The organism is Actinomadura fulvescens (assembly GCF_039533225.1).
Taxonomy (GTDB): Bacteria; Actinomycetota; Actinomycetes; order Streptosporangiales; family Streptosporangiaceae; genus Spirillospora; species Spirillospora fulvescens.
Window position 1 is genome coordinate 323,066 of the sequence record NZ_BAAATD010000007.1, and the last position, 16,432, is coordinate 339,497.

General features: G+C 65.0%; 18 protein-coding genes and 1 pseudogene. 9 read left to right on the top strand and 10 right to left on the bottom strand.

The window, feature by feature from the left end; genetic code table 11:
• The first annotated feature begins 54 nt into the window (after positions 1 to 54).
• Positions 55 to 1,311 carry a glycosyltransferase gene (locus ABD333_RS26490; RefSeq protein ID WP_344545183.1) on the top strand — a complete coding sequence of 419 codons (1,257 nt, stop codon included), beginning with the start codon at positions 55 to 57 and terminating at the stop codon, positions 1,309 to 1,311.
• A gap of 467 nt (positions 1,312 to 1,778) precedes the next feature.
• Here the strand turns inward: ABD333_RS26490 and ABD333_RS26495 are convergent, their stop codons facing one another.
• From ABD333_RS26495 to ABD333_RS26505, 3 genes are all read right to left on the bottom strand, one after another.
• Positions 1,779 to 2,690, bottom strand: a complete 912-nt coding sequence (locus tag ABD333_RS26495) for a sulfotransferase family protein (protein ID WP_344545185.1) — start codon at positions 2,688 to 2,690, stop codon at positions 1,779 to 1,781.
• Between the two features lie 79 nt (positions 2,691 to 2,769).
• Positions 2,770 to 4,035 carry a beta-ketoacyl-[acyl-carrier-protein] synthase family protein gene (locus ABD333_RS26500; protein WP_344545187.1) on the bottom strand — a complete coding sequence of 422 codons (1,266 nt, stop codon included), beginning with the start codon at positions 4,033 to 4,035 and terminating at the stop codon, positions 2,770 to 2,772.
• The gene (locus ABD333_RS26505; protein WP_344545189.1) at positions 4,001 to 4,246 is read right to left on the bottom strand and encodes an acyl carrier protein; all 246 of its coding nucleotides are present in this window, start codon (positions 4,244 to 4,246) and stop codon (positions 4,001 to 4,003) included. Before ABD333_RS26505 ends, ABD333_RS26500 begins: the two co-directional genes overlap by 35 nt.
• 545 nt (positions 4,247 to 4,791) lie before the next feature.
• Between ABD333_RS26505 and ABD333_RS26510 the strand changes: the two genes are divergently transcribed.
• On the top strand, positions 4,792 to 5,895 hold the full coding sequence (locus ABD333_RS26510) for an SDR family oxidoreductase (protein WP_344545191.1): 1,104 nt from the start codon (positions 4,792 to 4,794) through the stop codon (positions 5,893 to 5,895).
• 636 nt (positions 5,896 to 6,531) lie between these two features.
• Here ABD333_RS26510 and ABD333_RS26515 read toward each other — a convergent pair.
• The gene (locus tag ABD333_RS26515; protein ID WP_344545193.1) at positions 6,532 to 7,722 is read right to left on the bottom strand and encodes a cytochrome P450; all 1,191 of its coding nucleotides are present in this window, start codon (positions 7,720 to 7,722) and stop codon (positions 6,532 to 6,534) included.
• Between the two features lie 345 nt (positions 7,723 to 8,067).
• Positions 8,068 to 8,709: a putative immunity protein gene (locus ABD333_RS26520; RefSeq protein ID WP_344545195.1), complete on the bottom strand. Its 642-nt coding sequence runs from the start codon at positions 8,707 to 8,709 to the stop codon at positions 8,068 to 8,070.
• 260 nt (positions 8,710 to 8,969) lie between these two features.
• On the opposite strand from ABD333_RS26520, the gene ABD333_RS26525 reads away from it, so the two are divergent.
• Positions 8,970 to 9,392 carry a hypothetical protein gene (locus ABD333_RS26525; RefSeq protein WP_344545416.1) on the top strand — a complete coding sequence of 141 codons (423 nt, stop codon included), beginning with the start codon at positions 8,970 to 8,972 and terminating at the stop codon, positions 9,390 to 9,392.
• Between the two features lie 66 nt (positions 9,393 to 9,458).
• Here the strand turns inward: ABD333_RS26525 and ABD333_RS26530 are convergent.
• Positions 9,459 to 10,165, bottom strand: a pseudogene (locus tag ABD333_RS26530) (IS256 family transposase); the annotation flags it as partial.
• Between the two features lie 341 nt (positions 10,166 to 10,506).
• On the opposite strand from ABD333_RS26530, the gene ABD333_RS26535 reads away from it, so the two are divergent.
• The 4 genes from ABD333_RS26535 (at position 10,507) to ABD333_RS26550 (ending at position 11,808) form a co-directional block, all read left to right on the top strand.
• Positions 10,507 to 10,734, top strand: a complete 228-nt coding sequence (locus ABD333_RS26535; protein WP_344545197.1) for a hypothetical protein — start codon at positions 10,507 to 10,509, stop codon at positions 10,732 to 10,734.
• Positions 10,735 to 10,857: 123 nt separating this feature from the next.
• Entirely contained in the window at positions 10,858 to 11,109 is a 252-nt protein-coding gene (locus ABD333_RS26540) for an ATP-binding protein (RefSeq protein WP_344545199.1), read from the top strand.
• The gene (locus ABD333_RS26545) at positions 11,106 to 11,339 is read left to right on the top strand and encodes an ATP-binding protein (protein WP_344545201.1); all 234 of its coding nucleotides are present in this window, start codon (positions 11,106 to 11,108) and stop codon (positions 11,337 to 11,339) included. Before ABD333_RS26540 ends, ABD333_RS26545 begins: the two co-directional genes overlap by 4 nt.
• A gap of 58 nt (positions 11,340 to 11,397) precedes the next feature.
• Positions 11,398 to 11,808 carry an HIT family protein gene (locus ABD333_RS26550; protein WP_344545202.1) on the top strand — a complete coding sequence of 137 codons (411 nt, stop codon included), beginning with the start codon at positions 11,398 to 11,400 and terminating at the stop codon, positions 11,806 to 11,808.
• Between the two features lie 296 nt (positions 11,809 to 12,104).
• Here ABD333_RS26550 and ABD333_RS26555 read toward each other — a convergent pair whose 3' ends face one another.
• Together ABD333_RS26555 and ABD333_RS26560 are read right to left on the bottom strand one after the other, a co-directional pair.
• On the bottom strand, positions 12,105 to 12,539 hold the full coding sequence (locus ABD333_RS26555; protein WP_344545204.1) for a hypothetical protein: 435 nt from the start codon (positions 12,537 to 12,539) through the stop codon (positions 12,105 to 12,107).
• Positions 12,540 to 12,729: 190 nt separating this feature from the next.
• Complete coding sequence (locus ABD333_RS26560; RefSeq protein WP_344545206.1) at positions 12,730 to 13,035, bottom strand: DUF1330 domain-containing protein; 306 nt, start codon at positions 13,033 to 13,035, stop codon at positions 12,730 to 12,732.
• 188 nt (positions 13,036 to 13,223) lie between these two features.
• Here ABD333_RS26560 and ABD333_RS26565 point away from each other — a divergent pair, with 188 nt between their 5' ends.
• Positions 13,224 to 14,126, top strand: coding sequence for a LysR family transcriptional regulator (locus tag ABD333_RS26565; RefSeq protein WP_344545207.1), 903 nt, complete (start codon positions 13,224 to 13,226; stop codon positions 14,124 to 14,126).
• Between the two features lie 645 nt (positions 14,127 to 14,771).
• On the opposite strand, the gene ABD333_RS26570 is transcribed toward ABD333_RS26565, so the two are convergent.
• Complete coding sequence (locus ABD333_RS26570; RefSeq protein WP_344545208.1) at positions 14,772 to 15,032, bottom strand: hypothetical protein; 261 nt, start codon at positions 15,030 to 15,032, stop codon at positions 14,772 to 14,774.
• Positions 15,029 to 15,436, bottom strand: coding sequence for a Tn3 family transposase (locus ABD333_RS47580; RefSeq protein WP_425546938.1), 408 nt, complete (start codon positions 15,434 to 15,436; stop codon positions 15,029 to 15,031). Before ABD333_RS47580 ends, ABD333_RS26570 begins: the two co-directional genes overlap by 4 nt.
• Before the next feature lie 175 nt (positions 15,437 to 15,611).
• Between ABD333_RS47580 and ABD333_RS26575 the strand changes: the two genes are divergently transcribed.
• Complete coding sequence (locus ABD333_RS26575) at positions 15,612 to 16,394, top strand: DUF1963 domain-containing protein (protein WP_344545209.1); 783 nt, start codon at positions 15,612 to 15,614, stop codon at positions 16,392 to 16,394.
• The last annotated feature ends 38 nt before the right edge of the window (positions 16,395 to 16,432 follow it).

Below are 16,432 nucleotides of genomic sequence, written 5' to 3' on the forward strand. Positions count from 1 at the left end.
CATTCTATCGAAGTATTCTCGCATTTGCATGGCAATGTAGAAGGAGTGCGCTATATGCGAGTAGCGATCATGATGGCGGGGACCACCGGTGATGTCATGCCACTGGTTGGCCTTGGAAAGCGCCTATCAGAACGGGGACATCATGTCACCCTGGTCGCCCCACCGCATTTCACGCATCTAGGGAACCAAGCGTCGCTTCCTTTTCAGGTGATCCCCTTCGATCCACACGATTACATGAATATCTGGTGCCGAGGGCGCCCTCTCAGCGCGACCGGCCTGCTGACAGGAATGCCTCGCGTGGCCGCCTGGAACCGCAGGCACAGCCTGCAGATCACCAAAAGTCTCCTCGCGGTCGCAGATCAGGCCGACGTACTACTGCTCCATTACTTGGTCGCACCCATCGGTCACGCAATCGCTGATTCTCTCGGCATCCCTAGCATGGAGCTGCACCTGCAGCCCGGCCATCGTACCGGGGAGTTCAGCACACCCTGGGTCGGCGCACGCTCCATGGGCAACATGGCCAATCGGCTGAGTTGGCGGATTCAAGACACCTACTACAGCAACCTCATGTGGGGGAGGGCCACACGATGGCTGCACGCACGATCATCAGTTGAGCACGGCTTCGGCTCTCAAGAATGCAGACAGCGGTCTGACCGTCCCTGCTTTCATGGTTACAGTCCGTTGGTCGGCCCACGTCCCGCCGATTGGGGGCCCGGCCAGCAGGTCACCGGATACTGGTGGCCCTACGTGCCGTCCGGAACAGACCTTCCCGACGCGCTCCGCCGATTCCTGGATGCGGGCCCTCCGCCAGTCTTCGTCGGCTTCGGAAGCATGCCCCTGGCCGATTCGGCAAAGCTCGGTTCCTTGGCAGCCGGTGCCCTGCGCCGTGCCGGACTGCGAGGGGTCATTCAACGAGGCTGGGCGGGCCTGTCCTGCCATGGAAACGACGTGATCACCATCGCGGATACCCCTCATGAACTGCTTTTTCCTCATATGGCTGCCGTCGTTCACCACGCAGGCGCGGGAACCACGGCCGCCGCGCTACGCGCCGGCGTTCCATCGGTCTCGATTCCTGTCGCCTTCGACCAGTACTTCTGGGCCAGGCGGCTGGACCGACTAGGGGTGGCCGCCAGGCCGATACCGGCCCGCCGGCTGACCGAGAATGCACTCGCCTCGGCCCTGCGCACGGTCATGGCTCCGGCATACAGCGCACGCGCCACCGTCCTCGCCGCGCAGATCCGCGCCGAAGACGGGACCGCTCCCGTAGCGACGGCTCTGGATCACTTGTCGGTGCGAAGCATCAGACGGTGACGAGCCGTCGGCCATTGGCACATCAAGCTCCCGCCGCAGTTGTCGAGCCTGCGGCGAACCGACATCACGCACCGGCCGACTAAAGCAATGAATCGGCCGCGGCTGGGGCGATCGCCCCGACCGTTCCTCTTGGCGATCTATCTTTTGCGGCCCACTCGCGGCCGATGTCCTGCCCTTCGGCCGCCTCGGAGCCGAATCGGTGTAGCCACCAGCGCTCCTTCCGCTCACTGCACTTCGACAGGGCAGCGATCTGTGGCACGGGCAGCTCGCCCAACTCAGCGTCATGACCGACGTTCATCCGACCCATTCCGCCAGCGCATGCCGCGCCCGCGCGCCGGCTTCCTGATCTCCTCATCGGCATCCGTGGTGGACGAGTCCGAACAATCTTCGAAGCCGCGCACACCGCAGCTGCGGCGGTCTTCCATTCTCTCGCCATGTATGACAGCCAACCATACGCGAACGCAGCGCTAGCATCGTTGACTTGGATACCCGAGGATGGCGGAGATCCTGCGAAACTTCGCTATTTCCTTGAGAGGTTCCTGTGACCTGTCAGCAAGTATCCGGCCTGACCTTATTCTTTCGCTGGTGTCCCCAAGCCGGAGTCCGAAAGCTCCGTGCGGAACCCGGCCGTAGTTCAGCATCTGCGGCTCCCACGGAATATCAAGGTGTTTGCATACGGCCTGCATCGTTCCGTGAGGGTCCGTCGTGAGCTGTTCATATCTAATGGTTATTCCTGGAAGGGAAGCTCTCGCCTCGGCGAGATCCGTCAGTAGTGGGAGCAGCCAGTGATGCAGGTACTGCTCTTTCATCCAATGGTAGCCGCAGAGACGAGCACCGATTCGCCCGAGCCTAGATGGGCGCCCTCTCCAGTTTCGCATCGAGTCCAGAATGTTCAACGGGTTTCTCAGTAGGAATATGTAGCGAGCTTCGGGCCAGTGAGTGCTGATCCGACGCCACATGCGCACGTTGTCAGGTGTCTTCTCCACGAGAATCTTCTTGCCACTGCGGACTAGAGACCGATAGAGCAGCGCGTCCCATAGGAGGTTGTCCAGATCCTGACGTATCATGCCCATGGCCGGTACTGCATCTTTGGCGCTTCTGCCTGAGATGCGGACGTTCATTCCATCGAGATGCATTTCGGGCGGGGAGTGGACGCAAGAATGTGTGTCCAGTATGCATCTGAGCAGGGTGGACCCGGATCGAAATGCCGAGAATATAAATACGGGTGAACGTACCAGGCGCCTCGCGTCCTCATTGATCCCAAATTCCGCGTCGGTCGATGCAGGAGTCGCCAAGCCCTTTCGGAGCCGAGGTCGAAGTTGAGTGATCTCGGTCTCTCTGTCGGGCCTCTGGAAGAAGGGAGTCACTCTTCGCTCCACTGATCATTCATTGACCATCCTGCTGCGGAGATCGCGGTGGACAGTCGCGACCGGCGCGCTGTTCGCCTGTAAACCACCTTTACGAGGGAGGTGGGGTGAATACCAGGACGGCATTGTGCCCCCCGAATCCGAAGGAGTTGGATATCGCTGCCCCTTCGGCCAGTTCACGGGGACGTGTGACCACATCGATTTCGCAGTCGGGGTCCTGGGCGTGCAGGTTGGCGGTGGGCGGGATGGTCCGATGATGCAGGCTGAGGGCCACCACTGCGGCTTCCAGCGCGCCGGCAGCGCCAATCGTGTGGCCGGTGATGCTCTTGGTGGCGGTAACCGGGACGGTCCGCCCGTTCAGCAGGCCGGCGATCGCCTGTGCCTCGCACAGGTCGTTGAGTGGCGTCGAAGTGCCATGAGCGTTGATATGGACCACGTCGTCGACGCTGAGTCGCGCGTCGCCCAGTGCCTTCTGCATGCACTGTAGAGCGCTTTGGCCTCCCGGTCTGGGAGCGACCAGATGATAAGCATCAGAGTTATTGCCGAACCCTGCGAGTTCGGCGTAGATGCGCGCACCGCGACGTATCGCGCCGTCCATTGACTCCAGAACCAAAAATGCCGCCGCCTCTCCGAGGACAAACCCATCCCGGTCGAGGTCGAATGGGCGGGACGCGGTGTGCGGATCTGAGGTCCGCCGCGACAAGGCGCCACATCGGTAGAAGCCGAGGATGCTGTTCGCCGTGATGTTGGCCTCCGTCCCGCCGGCCAGAGCGAGGTCTACGGAACCGTCGCGCAGCAGCCGTAGACCTTCACCGACGGCGTGACCTCCGGACGCGCAGGAGGTGGACACCGTCATGGTGGGCCCGGTAAAGGAATGGCACATGCTGATCACCGCGGAAGCCGCGTTGGGCATCAGCATCGGAATGTGCAGAGCACGGATCCTACCGTGCCCTAGGTCATCGCAATGCGTCAGTGCGGATTCCAGGGTGTGGAGGCCCCCGAATCCAGTACCGACGATCACTGCACAGCGTTCCGGCGGCGGTGCGGGGCCGCCCGCGTCTTCGAGGGCGTCAGCCGCAGCGCAGGCTGCGAGCTGCGTAGTGCGGTCCGTTCGTCTTGCGGTCTTGGGATCCAGGCGAACCAGCGGGTCGAAGTCGTGAATCTCGCAGGCGAAGTCGACGGGTAGTGCCGTGGTGTCGAATGAGACGATCCGGCGAGCTGTGGACACACCCGTCAAAAGAACGTCCCACAACTCTTTGGGACTGTTTCCGGCCGGTGTGCGCACGCCCAGCCCGGTCACCACGGTTCGGCGCGGGTTCACGCTAGTCCCGGTTGTCGGGGGCCAACTGGAGCACATTGGCGATAGTGCGGGCCTGGATGAACAAGTCTGCGTTGAGGTTTCCCGCTCCCCAATGATCTATGAGGGCGGTGTACAGCTCGGCGAGGTCTATGCTTTCGGCTCCCAGATCCTCCCGCAGATCTGCACTGGGCACGACCGTGTCCGGATCGACTTGCAGAACTTCCGCGCACGCGGCGCGGACATTGTCCACGTCTTTGTCTGTGGGCATGGTCACCACTCCTGGGAAAGAAGACGGGGCCGACACACGAGATGGACGCCGATTGCAGGGCGTCCCTGGTTCTTCCCATGCCCTCAGATCACCATCAAGACGGCGTCTTCGATTAAAAGTTGATCAAAGGACCAGCGGTTGCCGGCCGTAACGCGGGTCCGACCCGGGATTCAGCGATGCCCTCGCTGACCGTAGTCGACCGCCGGTCCCGCCGACTTCATGACCGGCCGAGCCCAACAGCACGTGAACGAGAGGGGCTCGACAAATTCAGCCCTGTCTGCACAAATGCAGCCCTGTCGGCGTCAAAGCGGTCGCAAAGAATGTGTTCGCGATTCGAAATCGCTAGGTGTGCTCGACGTTCCCTGGGTACTCAGCGCGCAGAGCGCCCATGCTAACGCTCCCGATATAGAAGAAAGGCTCAAGCTACCAATACTATTTCGGCAAGTAATCATCGAAACTCAGGTTCTCCACTGCATGGAAACGTCCGCCGACACAGAACAGTTCCTTCGTCGACTTTACCCTATTAACATCTGAAAGAGTCAATTATGGCCGTTCTCATCACCGGCGCCACCGGCTTTCTAGGGATACGTCTGCTCGGTCTACTACTAGCCCAACAGAAGCCCATCATCGCACTGACAAATCGCCAATCCCGCACGCGCATTGAGGGCCTGCAACAGGCACTCCGCCAGACCGGACACCCGGAACCTCTGGTGAACTCGGCGGACCAGTGGGTCTCACTGATCGACATCGAGCTTGCCGAAAACCGCCTGGGCCTGGACCCCGACACCTACAACCGCCTTGCGAGTGAGACCGAGGAGATATGGCACTCGGCGGCATGTACCAGCCTTGCCCCGCGTTCCTCCCGCATCCACCGCATTAACGTAGATGGCACCCGCGCCATCTTGGCGCTCGCCACCGAAGCAGCCCGCATCAACGCGCATCCGCCACTCCTCCGCCACGTCAGCACTGCCTTCGTCGCCGGGGGCCGACGTAGCGGAGTCGTGACCGAGGACGAGCTCACTGATGCCTTCGGCTTCGTCAACGCCTATGAGGAATCAAAGTACGATGCCGAGCTCATGGTTCGGCAGTGGGCCGCGGCACGGGACGCATGCGCAGTGGTACTGCGCCCGAGCATCTTGGTCAGCGACCAGCCGGCACCCGGAGGGCACGCTCAACCACTGCATTTCATGATGGGCTTGGCCGCCCTCGCGATCGCCGCCCTTCAAAAGGGCACTTCTGCCCGCGCTTGCTTCCGCCTCCCCAGCTCGGCAGCAGCGCACATCAACCTGATGCAGGTTGACCACGCCGCCGAACTGATGGTCTCCGCAGCCGCCCACCAGACCGGCCCTGGTACGGCTACGTTCCACATCAGTCACCCCGACGAAGTTCCGCTGACCACCGTGACCGAGCTGGTCGAATCCGTACTGCCCCTAGATGTTCAACTCGTCCCAGAAATGCCGGACGTTCCAACCGACCTGGAACGCGTGGCGTACGACACCATTACCGGCTTCCTGCCGTACGCCTTCTTCCACCGCCACTACGACCGAACCGGCTTGCGCTCGCAAGGTCTGGACCGATCTCTGGCGCCGGTGACCGTGGAATACCTGCGTCGCGGCCTAACTCACCCCAACCAACAACCCGTGGGCTGACACCGACCACTCCTCGGCCCTTCACCAACATCGTCACTCAGTTCCAACACCAACTCGCACATCTCCAACCACCCTGAAGGCCGCGGTAGCAACACCGGGAGTGGACGTGAAGCCCGCCGGGGTCGGGTGAAGAGACTGTCCTGAAGATCGTGTGGATGGGGTGGTGATCCGGAAGGCTGGGGCGTCGCCCCGACAGAGAAGGACCATCTGTGACCAACGACGACAACGACGAGCGGTCGGCAAGCTGGATGTCCGGCTCGCCCAGGGCAGGACGATGTCGTTGCAGACTTCCATGACGGCGGGGTCCGAAGAGCATGCGGTGCTCGGGCAGCGATGGGGGTCGGCTAGTCCCACGCTACTGCCCCGTCGCGATGCTTTCGTGCGTGGGGTTCCTACGTCGTCGTAGCGCAGCTGCAGGGGCGCCGGCACGGTCCTGCTTCGCGGACGCTGCGGAGCACCTCGATCTTGTCTCCTTCTTCCAGTCGCGGGTGAGGTCGTCCGCTCACCAAGCCTGCAAAGTGCCACGATCGTGACGATGATGTGAGTGTCGCAGCCGGTACCGCATCATTCACCTTGCCCTAGGCGATCATATCTCAGTGCGGTCGCAGTCCCCTGTCCATAAGTGGATTCCTCGGTTCACCACGTCACCGGAAGCTTGGCCGGGGCCAAAAAGACCCTGTCGTTCCTGATCGTGAGCTCGCTTTCCGCGCACGCGAGTGCCAAGTTGGGAAAATGCGTCAATAGCGCCTTCAACGCAATTTGGAGTTGCAGGCGGGCGAGCCGGGCGCCTAGACAGTAACGGTAGCCCTTGCTGAAGGCCAGGTGCGGGTTCGGGGAGCGCCGGATGTCGAAGGTATCGGCGTCGGGAAAGACCGTCTCATCGCGGTTGGCCGACAGGATGGCTGGTATCACGGCCTCGCCGGCCCGGATGGTGACCTCGCCCAACTCGACATCCTCCAGCGCGATTCTCAGCACGGCGTTGCCGACCGCGACGGGATTCATGCGCAGCAACTCCTCCACGGCGCCGGGCAGCAGGTCGGGCTGCGAACGCAGCAGTTCCATCAGCTCCGGCTGCCGCAAGAGCCGCAGAATCGAGTTGACAATGGAGAACGTCAGCGGCCCTCGTCCGGCGAGCAACACCGACCAGCCGGCGTCCTTCAGTTCTTGCGTGCTTAGCCTGCCCTCATTGTCATGGGCACTGATCAGGCGGCTCAGCAAGTCGTCGCCGGGTGCCGTCCGCTTGGTCTCGATGAGCTCGGTCATGTAGGTGTCCAGATCGCCCCTGGCTTCCTTGATCTCCTCGGCCGAGTCGGGGGACACGCTGAGCAGCCGGGAGAACACCTCTTCGAGGAGGTGATGGTCATCTTGGGGCACGCCCAGCACGTCGAAGATCAGCGACCTCGGCAGCGGATGGGCGAACGCGGCGACCAGATCCGCCGGGGGTCCGGCCGCGGTCATGTCGTCCAGCAGGGATTCCGCTGTGACGGTCATCTTGGCACGCAGGCCTTGGACGGCCGATGCGCAGAACGCGGGTGCCAAGAGCTTGCGGAGGCGGACGTGGTCCGCTCCGTCCTTCTTCAGCACCGATTGGGAATCGGGGATGATGGGCCGCATGACGGGCGCGCCAGGCCTGTTGATGGCCGCGCGGCTGAAGCGTCGATCGGTCAGCACCTTTTGCACGCACTCGTAGGTGCTGACGAGCCACCCTGAGTGGCCGGTGGGAAAGATGACCCGGGTTACCGGACTCGCCGCCCGAAGCTCACTGAATTCTGGCGGCACTGTGAGGGGCGAGCCCGGACTGAAGGGAAACTGGAGTTCTTTTCGCACGCCATGTCTGTTCCCATCCGGTGTGAATGCTGCCGCTCCGTAGCGAATCTTGACCTTGCTATCTGAAGGTTTTAACGGACCCGCCCGCCCCGCCAGGCAACCTCAGCCGGACAGAGCGGAGGTTTCCCTGGCATCACCTCGCCCGCCAGGACGTGGACATCGTCTTCACCGAGCTGCTGACCACTCGCTGGAGACCGCCCGCCGTCACCCGCTGCCCACCCACGCCGATCAGCAAGCGGCCATCGATGGCCTCACCGTCGAGAATGATCAATGCCGAACGGTGCACGCCATTTCGGCATCGGTTGACCTGGCTTCGTCCGCACCCAGCGGCAACGTTTGGGCGTGTCACCTGACGTGCGGGTGCCAGGTTGATTCAGTAGCACCCAGGGCTCTGCGATGGGGAGTATCTGGTGTGTCACCCTGGAGTACGTGGCGCGGAGGTGCTGGCGTTTCCTCAGCGGGATGCGCGCAGGGAAGCGCGTCCAAGGCGCTCATGAGTCGCGCAACGCGGTCCTGTGCGGTGGATGCGAGAGGGTACCGGGACAGCACGGAGATCAGGGTCGGCGTGGCACGTTGCCGTGCCTGCTCGGTCCTCATGTCTCCGACCGAGGAGTCGTCGCCTGCGTTCAGCTCGGCGATGCGCGCGGCGCTCGCGGCAGCGCGCAGAATGTGTCCCACCTGGGCGGCGCGCGAGATCGGGTGCAGGTACGCGGCATCGCCGGCGGCGCGTGCGGCAAGACGTGCTGTCTCCGTGCCGGCTTCCTTCGCAGCTCGGTGCGCGTCCAGTGAGGTGACGCGCTGCAGCTTGGTCCTCTTCGCGCCGTTGACGAATGCCCATGCGGCATCGAGGGCTGCGCGCGGACGAGGATCACCGGGAACGGCCTCCTCGAACACCGGGAGGATGTCCTGAGCGCTCTCTGCCACGTAACGCGCAACGTCCCGCAACTCGTCCATGGTCAACTCGAAATCACCCGATACCGTTGCCATGAACTTGATCCTTCCACCGACGAAGAAACACGACGCGTACCTGATCGGTGCGACACGGACCTGCACGGCGCGGACCGCCGTGAATATCCGTCACCCCGGGCTCGTGCGAGCGATGAAAGGCGTGCCCCGGCCTCCTTTCCCACCGCTGGAAGGTGACCCTCGGCAACCCCGCCAAGAAGGCCGAGCGGATCGAAGGCCATGACGGCAGCACCAGCGACGATCACGAGCAACGGATAAGCCCAGCAGACAGGTGACCGGTCATGCGGACCTATCACTACAAAATCCAGACCAGCACATTCGGCCTGTTCGTCGGCATCACCGCCGAAGCCCTCCCATCCGACGCCCCGCCCGCGATCGGCGAACAGATCAGCGACCGGATCTGGCTGGACACCTCCCAGGTCAGCGACACCTTCCGGGACATGCCCTTGACTCTCAGCGAGAACGAGACCCGATGGCTGCGGTTCGGGCTGGAGAAGGTCGCCGACCAGATCGAGCATGCCGACGGCCGATACATCCGCATCGTGGTGCGAGCGCTTGAGATCGTCGAAGCCGACTACGCGGAAGCGACGCTCGCCCCGGCACTCGCCGGATGGGCAGCGGCCGAGTACGGACTCACGCCCCCAAGAGGCCACACCACACTCGACACAAGCACCCGACAACGCACCTTCCACTGGGATGACTGAACACCCAGTGCGGCAGCGCTGCCAGGCCGCGCCCGGCAGCGTGGATCCGATCGCTTCCACCAGGCCGCGATGGGCGTCGGAGACGACCAGCTGAACCCCCGTCGGGCCGCGCGCCACCAGAGCGCGCAGGAATGCCAGCCAGCCGGCGCCGTCCTCGGCCGAGGTCACCTCGACACCGAGGATCTCGCGGTGCCCATCGGCGTTGACTCCGGTGGCGACCAGCCCGTCCACGTTCACGATCCGGCCGCCCTCCCGCACCTTCTGCGTAAAGGGTCCACCCAGACGAACGAGTACGGACCGGCGTTCAGCGCGCGGTTGCGGAACGCCTCGACCTGCGCGTCCAAGATCTTGCTCATCTCCGAGACCTGGCTCTTGGAGATGTGCTTGATGCCCAACTGCTCGACCAGCTTGTCCACCCGCCGCGTGGACACACCCAGCAGGGAACTGGCGGCCACCACCGACACCAGCGCCTGCTCGGCGCGGCGGCGCCGATCCAGCAGCCATTCAGGGAAGTACGACCCCGGACCGCAGCTTGGGAATCGTCAGTTCGACGGTCCCGCCCGGGTATCCCACTTGCGAGCCCGGTAGCCGTTGCGGGAGTTGACCCGATCGACCGACCGTTCGCCACAATCGGCGCCGCAGGCGGCGTCGGCCTCAGCCGACATCAAAGCATTGACCATCGTGGTCACCATCTGCCGAAACAGATCCGGCTCACACGCCCCGATCTGCTCGGCCAACCAGCCCGCAGGGTCCACACTGTCGTTCACGGCCATCGCATTCGTTCTCCCTCCGTGGACGCAGCCCCGGGATCTTGAGCTTTAGGCAGAAACAAATGCCAATTCGATCTCTCGTATGGAGATGTCTATCCACCAGCGCGCACACGTGGCCGATGCTGAGCGAATTGCAAGCTCCGACATTGATGCCTGACGCTAGTGCTGAAAGGAATCGCACCATCATCCGAGACGGAGTTGCATGGGGGGTTAGCGGCCTCGGATGGGTCCTCACAGCGAAATGCAGGCGCTCTGCGGGCCGGTTCACCCCGGTGCACGACGCTTGGTGGGCGGCGGTCTGCAAGTCCCACGGGCACCAGGAGGGCACTCGGGCCCTGATCGAGGTGTTGCTGCTGGGCCGTCACCTCAGCCACGAGCACCTGTTCGCGGGCCTGGCAGTGGCGTTGAAGGCCGGCGCGATGACCTCCGACGCCGTCGCGTCGGAGGCGCGAAAGACCGCCGAGGCCGACCAGGGCGAACCCGCCAGCACCGATCCACCAGCCGATGAGACCGCGACATTGACGTTCCTGACCGAACGATACCCGGCCGCTGCCCTCGGTGAAGGTTTATGACCAACTGCTGTGCCGCCCCCGGTCCTGCTGCGGATCGTTCCGCCGAAGAATAGTCATGACCGAAAAGCGCCACCGTGGCCTGACCGAGCAAGCCGCCCAGACCGCGATCGACCATCCCGCAAGGTGCTGCGGCTGCCGACGATCCGCGGCCAGTTCGGTGACCTGGCCATCGATGCCGCCCGCGATCAGATGTCCTACCTGGGTCTTCTGGCCGAGCTGCTGATGGCCAAGTGTGCCGACCGCACCCGCCGCCGTTCCGAACGTCGCATCAAGGCCGGCGCGTTCCCGCGAGAGAAGTCGCTGCGCGCCTTCACTTCGACGCCAATCCCAACATCGACCCGGCTGCCATCCACACCCTGGCCACCAAGCTGGTGAACGAGTTGGTCGAGGCCGCCGACGATCTGCAACTCAACAAGACCATTGCCCGCTACGGCCGCGTCGACCTGCTCTGCATCGACGAACTCGGCTACATGGAACTCGACAGACGCGGCGCCGAACTGTTGTTCCAGGTCCTGACCGAACGCGAGGAGAAGAACAGCCTCGCCATCGCCTCCAACGACTGCTTCGGCAAAGCGCACACGTTCGCGCGAACGTGTCCGAGGTAGCGGCTGAAGTTGCACAGGTTGGTGTCCCGGGAGTGGGCGGGATGCGATCATAAGGTGGGTGAACGACTGCACCTTTTGCAAGATCGTTGCCGGTCGGTTGCCCTCCTACCGTGTCCTTGAGGACGAGCACACCGTGGCGTTCCTCGACATCGCCCCGGCCTCGCGGGGGCATACCCTGGTCGTCCCGCGCGAGCATGCGCCGGACGTGTGGGCGATCTCCGAGGCGACCCATGCGCATGTCGCCGGGATGGTGCGTCGAGTCTCCGCTTTGGTGAAGGCAGCGCTTGCTCCTGATGGGGTGAACATCGTGCATTCCACTGGCGAGGCCGCCTGGCAGGAGGTCTTTCACTTTCACACGCACGTGGTTCCGCGCTGGCATGGTGACGATCTGCGGCTGATGTGGAGTTCTCAGCCGGCTCAGGACCAGGAGCTCGAACAGACCTTGGAGCTGGTGGCTGCGGCGAGGTGACTTCGCGTTCAGGGCCTGTCTGCTGGCAGTGCGGTCTCGCCGGGTCGGATCGATGTAGTCGGCGAGGTAGATCATGACGGCATCGGGGTTCATGCGGCCGAACACAGGCCGAAGCTGGCGTGACGGCGAAGCTGCCCGCACTCGGCGCAGATCCGCGGCGGATCCTTGGGACGACGGGCCGTGAGCACGGTCCGCACCAACCGGTGCCGTCACGCAGATACCCAGGGCGGCCGCACCTCGGGCACGGCTGCTGGGTCGCCTTCTGGCGGGAACGGCGCGCGCAGGCCCGGCACAGATCAAGCTGACCACGCTGGCGGCGTTGTGCACCGCGCTGGAGTGGAGGTGTGAGCGCCCTTGCCGAAACGGACATGCAGCTTGCCGAACGGACCCCGGTCAAAGTGCACGTCCGGGAGGTCCAGCAGCGAGGCCTCCTCCGACCGCAGCCCGGCGTGATACAGCGTCCGGAACAACGCGTAATCCCTGGCCGCGGGAGCGTACTTGCGGGCGGTCGCGATCCGGGTCTTGAGGAACTCAAAGAACTCGGTGAGGCGTTCGGGCGTCGGCAGCTCGGCCGGTGAGTCGTCACCGACATGCCGGGAAGCATTGAACTCATCCACCGGACACACCAGCCGGACCCCGAACGCCGCCTCGATCTCGGCTGCCTTTCGGACCTGCAAGAACCGGTGGAAGCCCTTGAAGGTCTGCACATAGTCCCGCCGGGTCGAGGCCACACGACCTGCGACCGCAAGTCCCCGACGACCCGGTCGATGTCCTCGGGGGTCACCTCCCACGCCGGACGCCCCAATGCCGCCAGGGTCCGCTCCAGCAGCGGGGCGTGGCTTCGAACTTGTCTGGTGGGTCGTCGTTCAGCGCCGTGTGCGGATCAGGTGACGGATGCTCAGCGATCGCTGGGCCTGCCGGTCAGTCGATGCCTTCGATGATGCGGAAGTCGCGCTTGACGCCGTCGGGGAGGGCCGCCAGCGCTTTCTGGTATGCCTCGCTCTCGTATGCCGCGACGGCCTGTTCGAAGCTGTCGAACTCGATCAGAACGACGCGTTGCGTGATTCCGGCCTCGTGGGCGACGACTCGACCGCCACGGGACGGGAGGAGAGCCAGGTTGCGCCCGCCCCCCGCCTGGACAGCCGGACCGGCCAGCTTGTCGTAGGCAGTCAGCCCCTCAGCGTCGGAAATGGCGGGGTAGACACTGACCCAGTAGCCCTTAGCCATGGAAACCTCCTGTGTTCGGCCGGACACGTCCGACTTCGAATCGACACTCAGATCGATCGATCCCGGCGACCGGTACTGCGGCCGGTCGAATCGTCATATGCGCAGGTTAGGGCTTGATGTGCGGCCGAGGGAAAGACCGGTACGGGATAGACTCAGAACGGATCGTTATCAATCGGCAGGGAGGGAACGTGGCGCCGGATACGGTGAGCCTGCGGTACTTCCTGGTGCTGGCGCAGGAGTTGAACTTCACCCGCGCGGCCGCACGGATCGGTATCGCACAGCCCGCACTCAGCGCCCGGATGCGCCGATTGGAGGCCGAACTCGGTACGGCCCTGCTGGTCCGCAACACGCGTAGCGTCGTATTGACCACGGCCGGTGCGGCTTTGGCGGAGTCCGCGCCGCCCGCGCTGGCGGCGCTGGACCGGGCATGGGACACCGCCCGGAGCGCGGCGGCCGGTGAACTGGGCACGCTGCGCATCGGATACAGCCTCAGCGCCGGAGCCGAGACGGCACCGGCCCTGGTGGACAGGCTGATTCGCGGCAACAGCGGACTCCAGGTCGGCGCGGTCCCGATGGCGACACCGGAGATCTCCCCCGCGGTCGCCGACGGCCGCATCGATGCCGGGATCACCCGCGGTGAACAGCCGGGCCGTGGCGTGCGCCGGTTCCTGCTGCGGCGTGCGCGCATCGGGGTCCAGCTGGCGCAGCACCATCCGCTGGCCGAACACCCGGAGATCGAGATCGCCGACGCGGCCGCGTATCCGTTGCGACTCCCGGACCGGGCGGCCAACCCCGTGATCCACGATCAGCTGTCCGCACTGTTCCGAGACACCCGACCACACCCCCGATTCCACACGCCCGCAGTCTCTTTCGACATGTCTCAGCGCGACCTGCGCGACGGGGTCACCCTCGCCCCGGCCGGAGAAGCCGCGGTCACGGCACAACCGGCCGGTCTCACCTGGCGACCGCTGCGGGGCGCGCCCAGCCTGACGTTCCACCTGGTGCTCCCACGCGAGCAGTCGCCGCTACACCGCCGCATCCGTGCCGCCGCCAAAACCCTGGCGCACGAGCTGCACTGGCTGCCGGACTGACGCGCAAGACGGACGCCTGCGGTGGCGAGGCCGAAGACCTTGCGCCGGCCGACTTCGCGGTGATGACGACGGCGGTCTTGCTGAATGTCCGACACGACGTCGCTACGCCGGCGGATCAGCATCCGATGATGGCCCCGGGTCCGGTCCGAGTCGTACACCGCGGCGACGTCCTCGCCCAGCCCGAGATCTCGGCGGATACCGCGCCTTCGCCGACGCCGAACCGGACAGGCACCGGTAACCGGCGGGAACGCCCGCCGTCAACGGCGTCCATGACGTCGGTCAATGCCTAACGCCAACTACTGTTCCACTGCTCCCCGAGGCCGGAACAGAACACGAACTGATCCCCACCACACGCGATCTTCGGCCCGGGCTTCGCCCGGGCCGAAGTGGTGCTGAATCTCATCGACCCTTCTGGCCTGTTGATCACCAACTGGTGCCCGAACCCAACGAGATCTGGTGCTGGTTCTCGGTGACAGAGCCAGCCGCGTCCGCGACAACGACATGCCCCATGTCAAGCTCGGGCTGAAGTGCGCCCGCACCACCGCATGCGACGAAAACGCGACCGCCGGCGGCAATCGCCCTCTCGAAGTGGTGCACGGCCAACGGCACGCCACGCCGGGATGGAAGACCGCCACCGAGGTCCCGCTATGCGCCACTTGACAGATCTTGTGGCCGCCCATCTCGCACGATCACGTCGGTGCGGTGCGCGACCCGGCCGCGCAGCAGCGTCCAGGACGCCGGCGAGCGCGGGTGCAGATCCAGTGCGCGGCCCAGCTGGTCGTGCGGTGGACCGACGGTCACTGCGGCGCGTTCGGCGCCGGGCACGTCGAGTGCGGCAGCCGCCGCCCGCGCGACCTGTCGCCTGTTGCGCAGCCACCCTTCAGCGGTCTCGGGAGTGCTGGTCACCAGCTGGCCGTCGGGGCGGTAGGCGATGCGACTATCGGCGGTGTCGTGCAGCCATGCCAGGCGCGCGCCGTCGGCGAGCAGCAGGTGATCGTCGCCGTGCAGCCGCGCCAGACCTGGGTGATCCGCTCGCGTAGGTCCGGGTCGGACAGGTAGCGCAGGAGCGTGATCGTGCGTACGGTGCGGCCAAGTTCGCGGAAGGCGCGATAGAGGCGGTTCTTGCGACAGTGGTTGCCGAGCCGGCGCAGCAGGGTGACCGAGGAGATCCGGTTCTGCCGGATGGAGATCGGGGTGCTCAGCAGGTCGCTCCATTGTGTCTCGATCAGCCGCCAGTCGATCGCCTCGTCGCCGAACAGCGTGTCGATGTGTGCGTAGCGGGTGTCGGGGGTGGGGCGGTAGGAGATCAGGTCCGTGCCGGTTGCGGGTGCGGGGCGAGAGGTCGAACCTCAGCAGCACGGCGGGGCTGAATATCGGCAGCGACTGGTCTTGGGGGCCCTTATTCCGTACATTCCGCGACGCTCGGACCGCATTGCGGCAGCCTCACCAACGGGCCGAACCGGGTGACGGCCATAGGCTCTTCCCATGACCGATACGGAAACCATTGACGAGACCCCGGCGGCGCGGGCCGCCCGCTTCCGCGCGGAGGCCGCCGTACGGGGGATTCCGGCCGCCGAGGTGGAGGCGTACATAGGTACCGCTCGCCCGGCCGTCTACCTCGCACCGGACGGCCCCGGCCCGGTCGTGGCGCTGACCGGCGGGAACCCGACTCTGCCGGACGGCGTGCCCGCGTCGGCGGCGTCGTTCGTCGCGGTCGTCGACTGCGCGGCCCTGCCGCCCGGGGCGACGGATCTGCCGCTGCCCACCGAGGGCCGGCTGTTGTTTTTTGCCGACCCCGATCCGGGCAGCGGGGCGGTGGTCGCCGACGCCGTGCGGTACATGCCGGCCGGGACGCCGTTGGCAGAGCGTCCGGTCGATCCGGACGACGGTCCGGGCACCTACCGCCGGGCGCGGCTGGACTTCTGCTTCCACCAGTGGTCGTGGCCGTGGCGCGACGAGGACGACGACGAGGAGTCGCAGCGGGCGGCCGAGCTGGAGTCCGCCTGGTCGCACGTGGTCGGCTGGCGCCCGCACTGGCGCTTGCAGCTTGGCGGCGAGCCGGTCCTGTTCAACGATGATCCGGTCGAGGTGGCCCGGGACGAAGTGCCGCTGCCCGCGGACGGCGACGAGTGGACGCTGCTGGCCACCTGGCGTGGTGAAGACGACTGCGAGGAGCTGGAGGCGGGCCTGTTCCACTGGGTGATTCGCCGCGCCGACCTGGCCGCTCTCCGCTTCGACCGGGTGTATGTGTTCGTCGACGCCTTCTGATGGTCAAAGCATCCAGCCCTTCGAACGCGGGTGAGCTG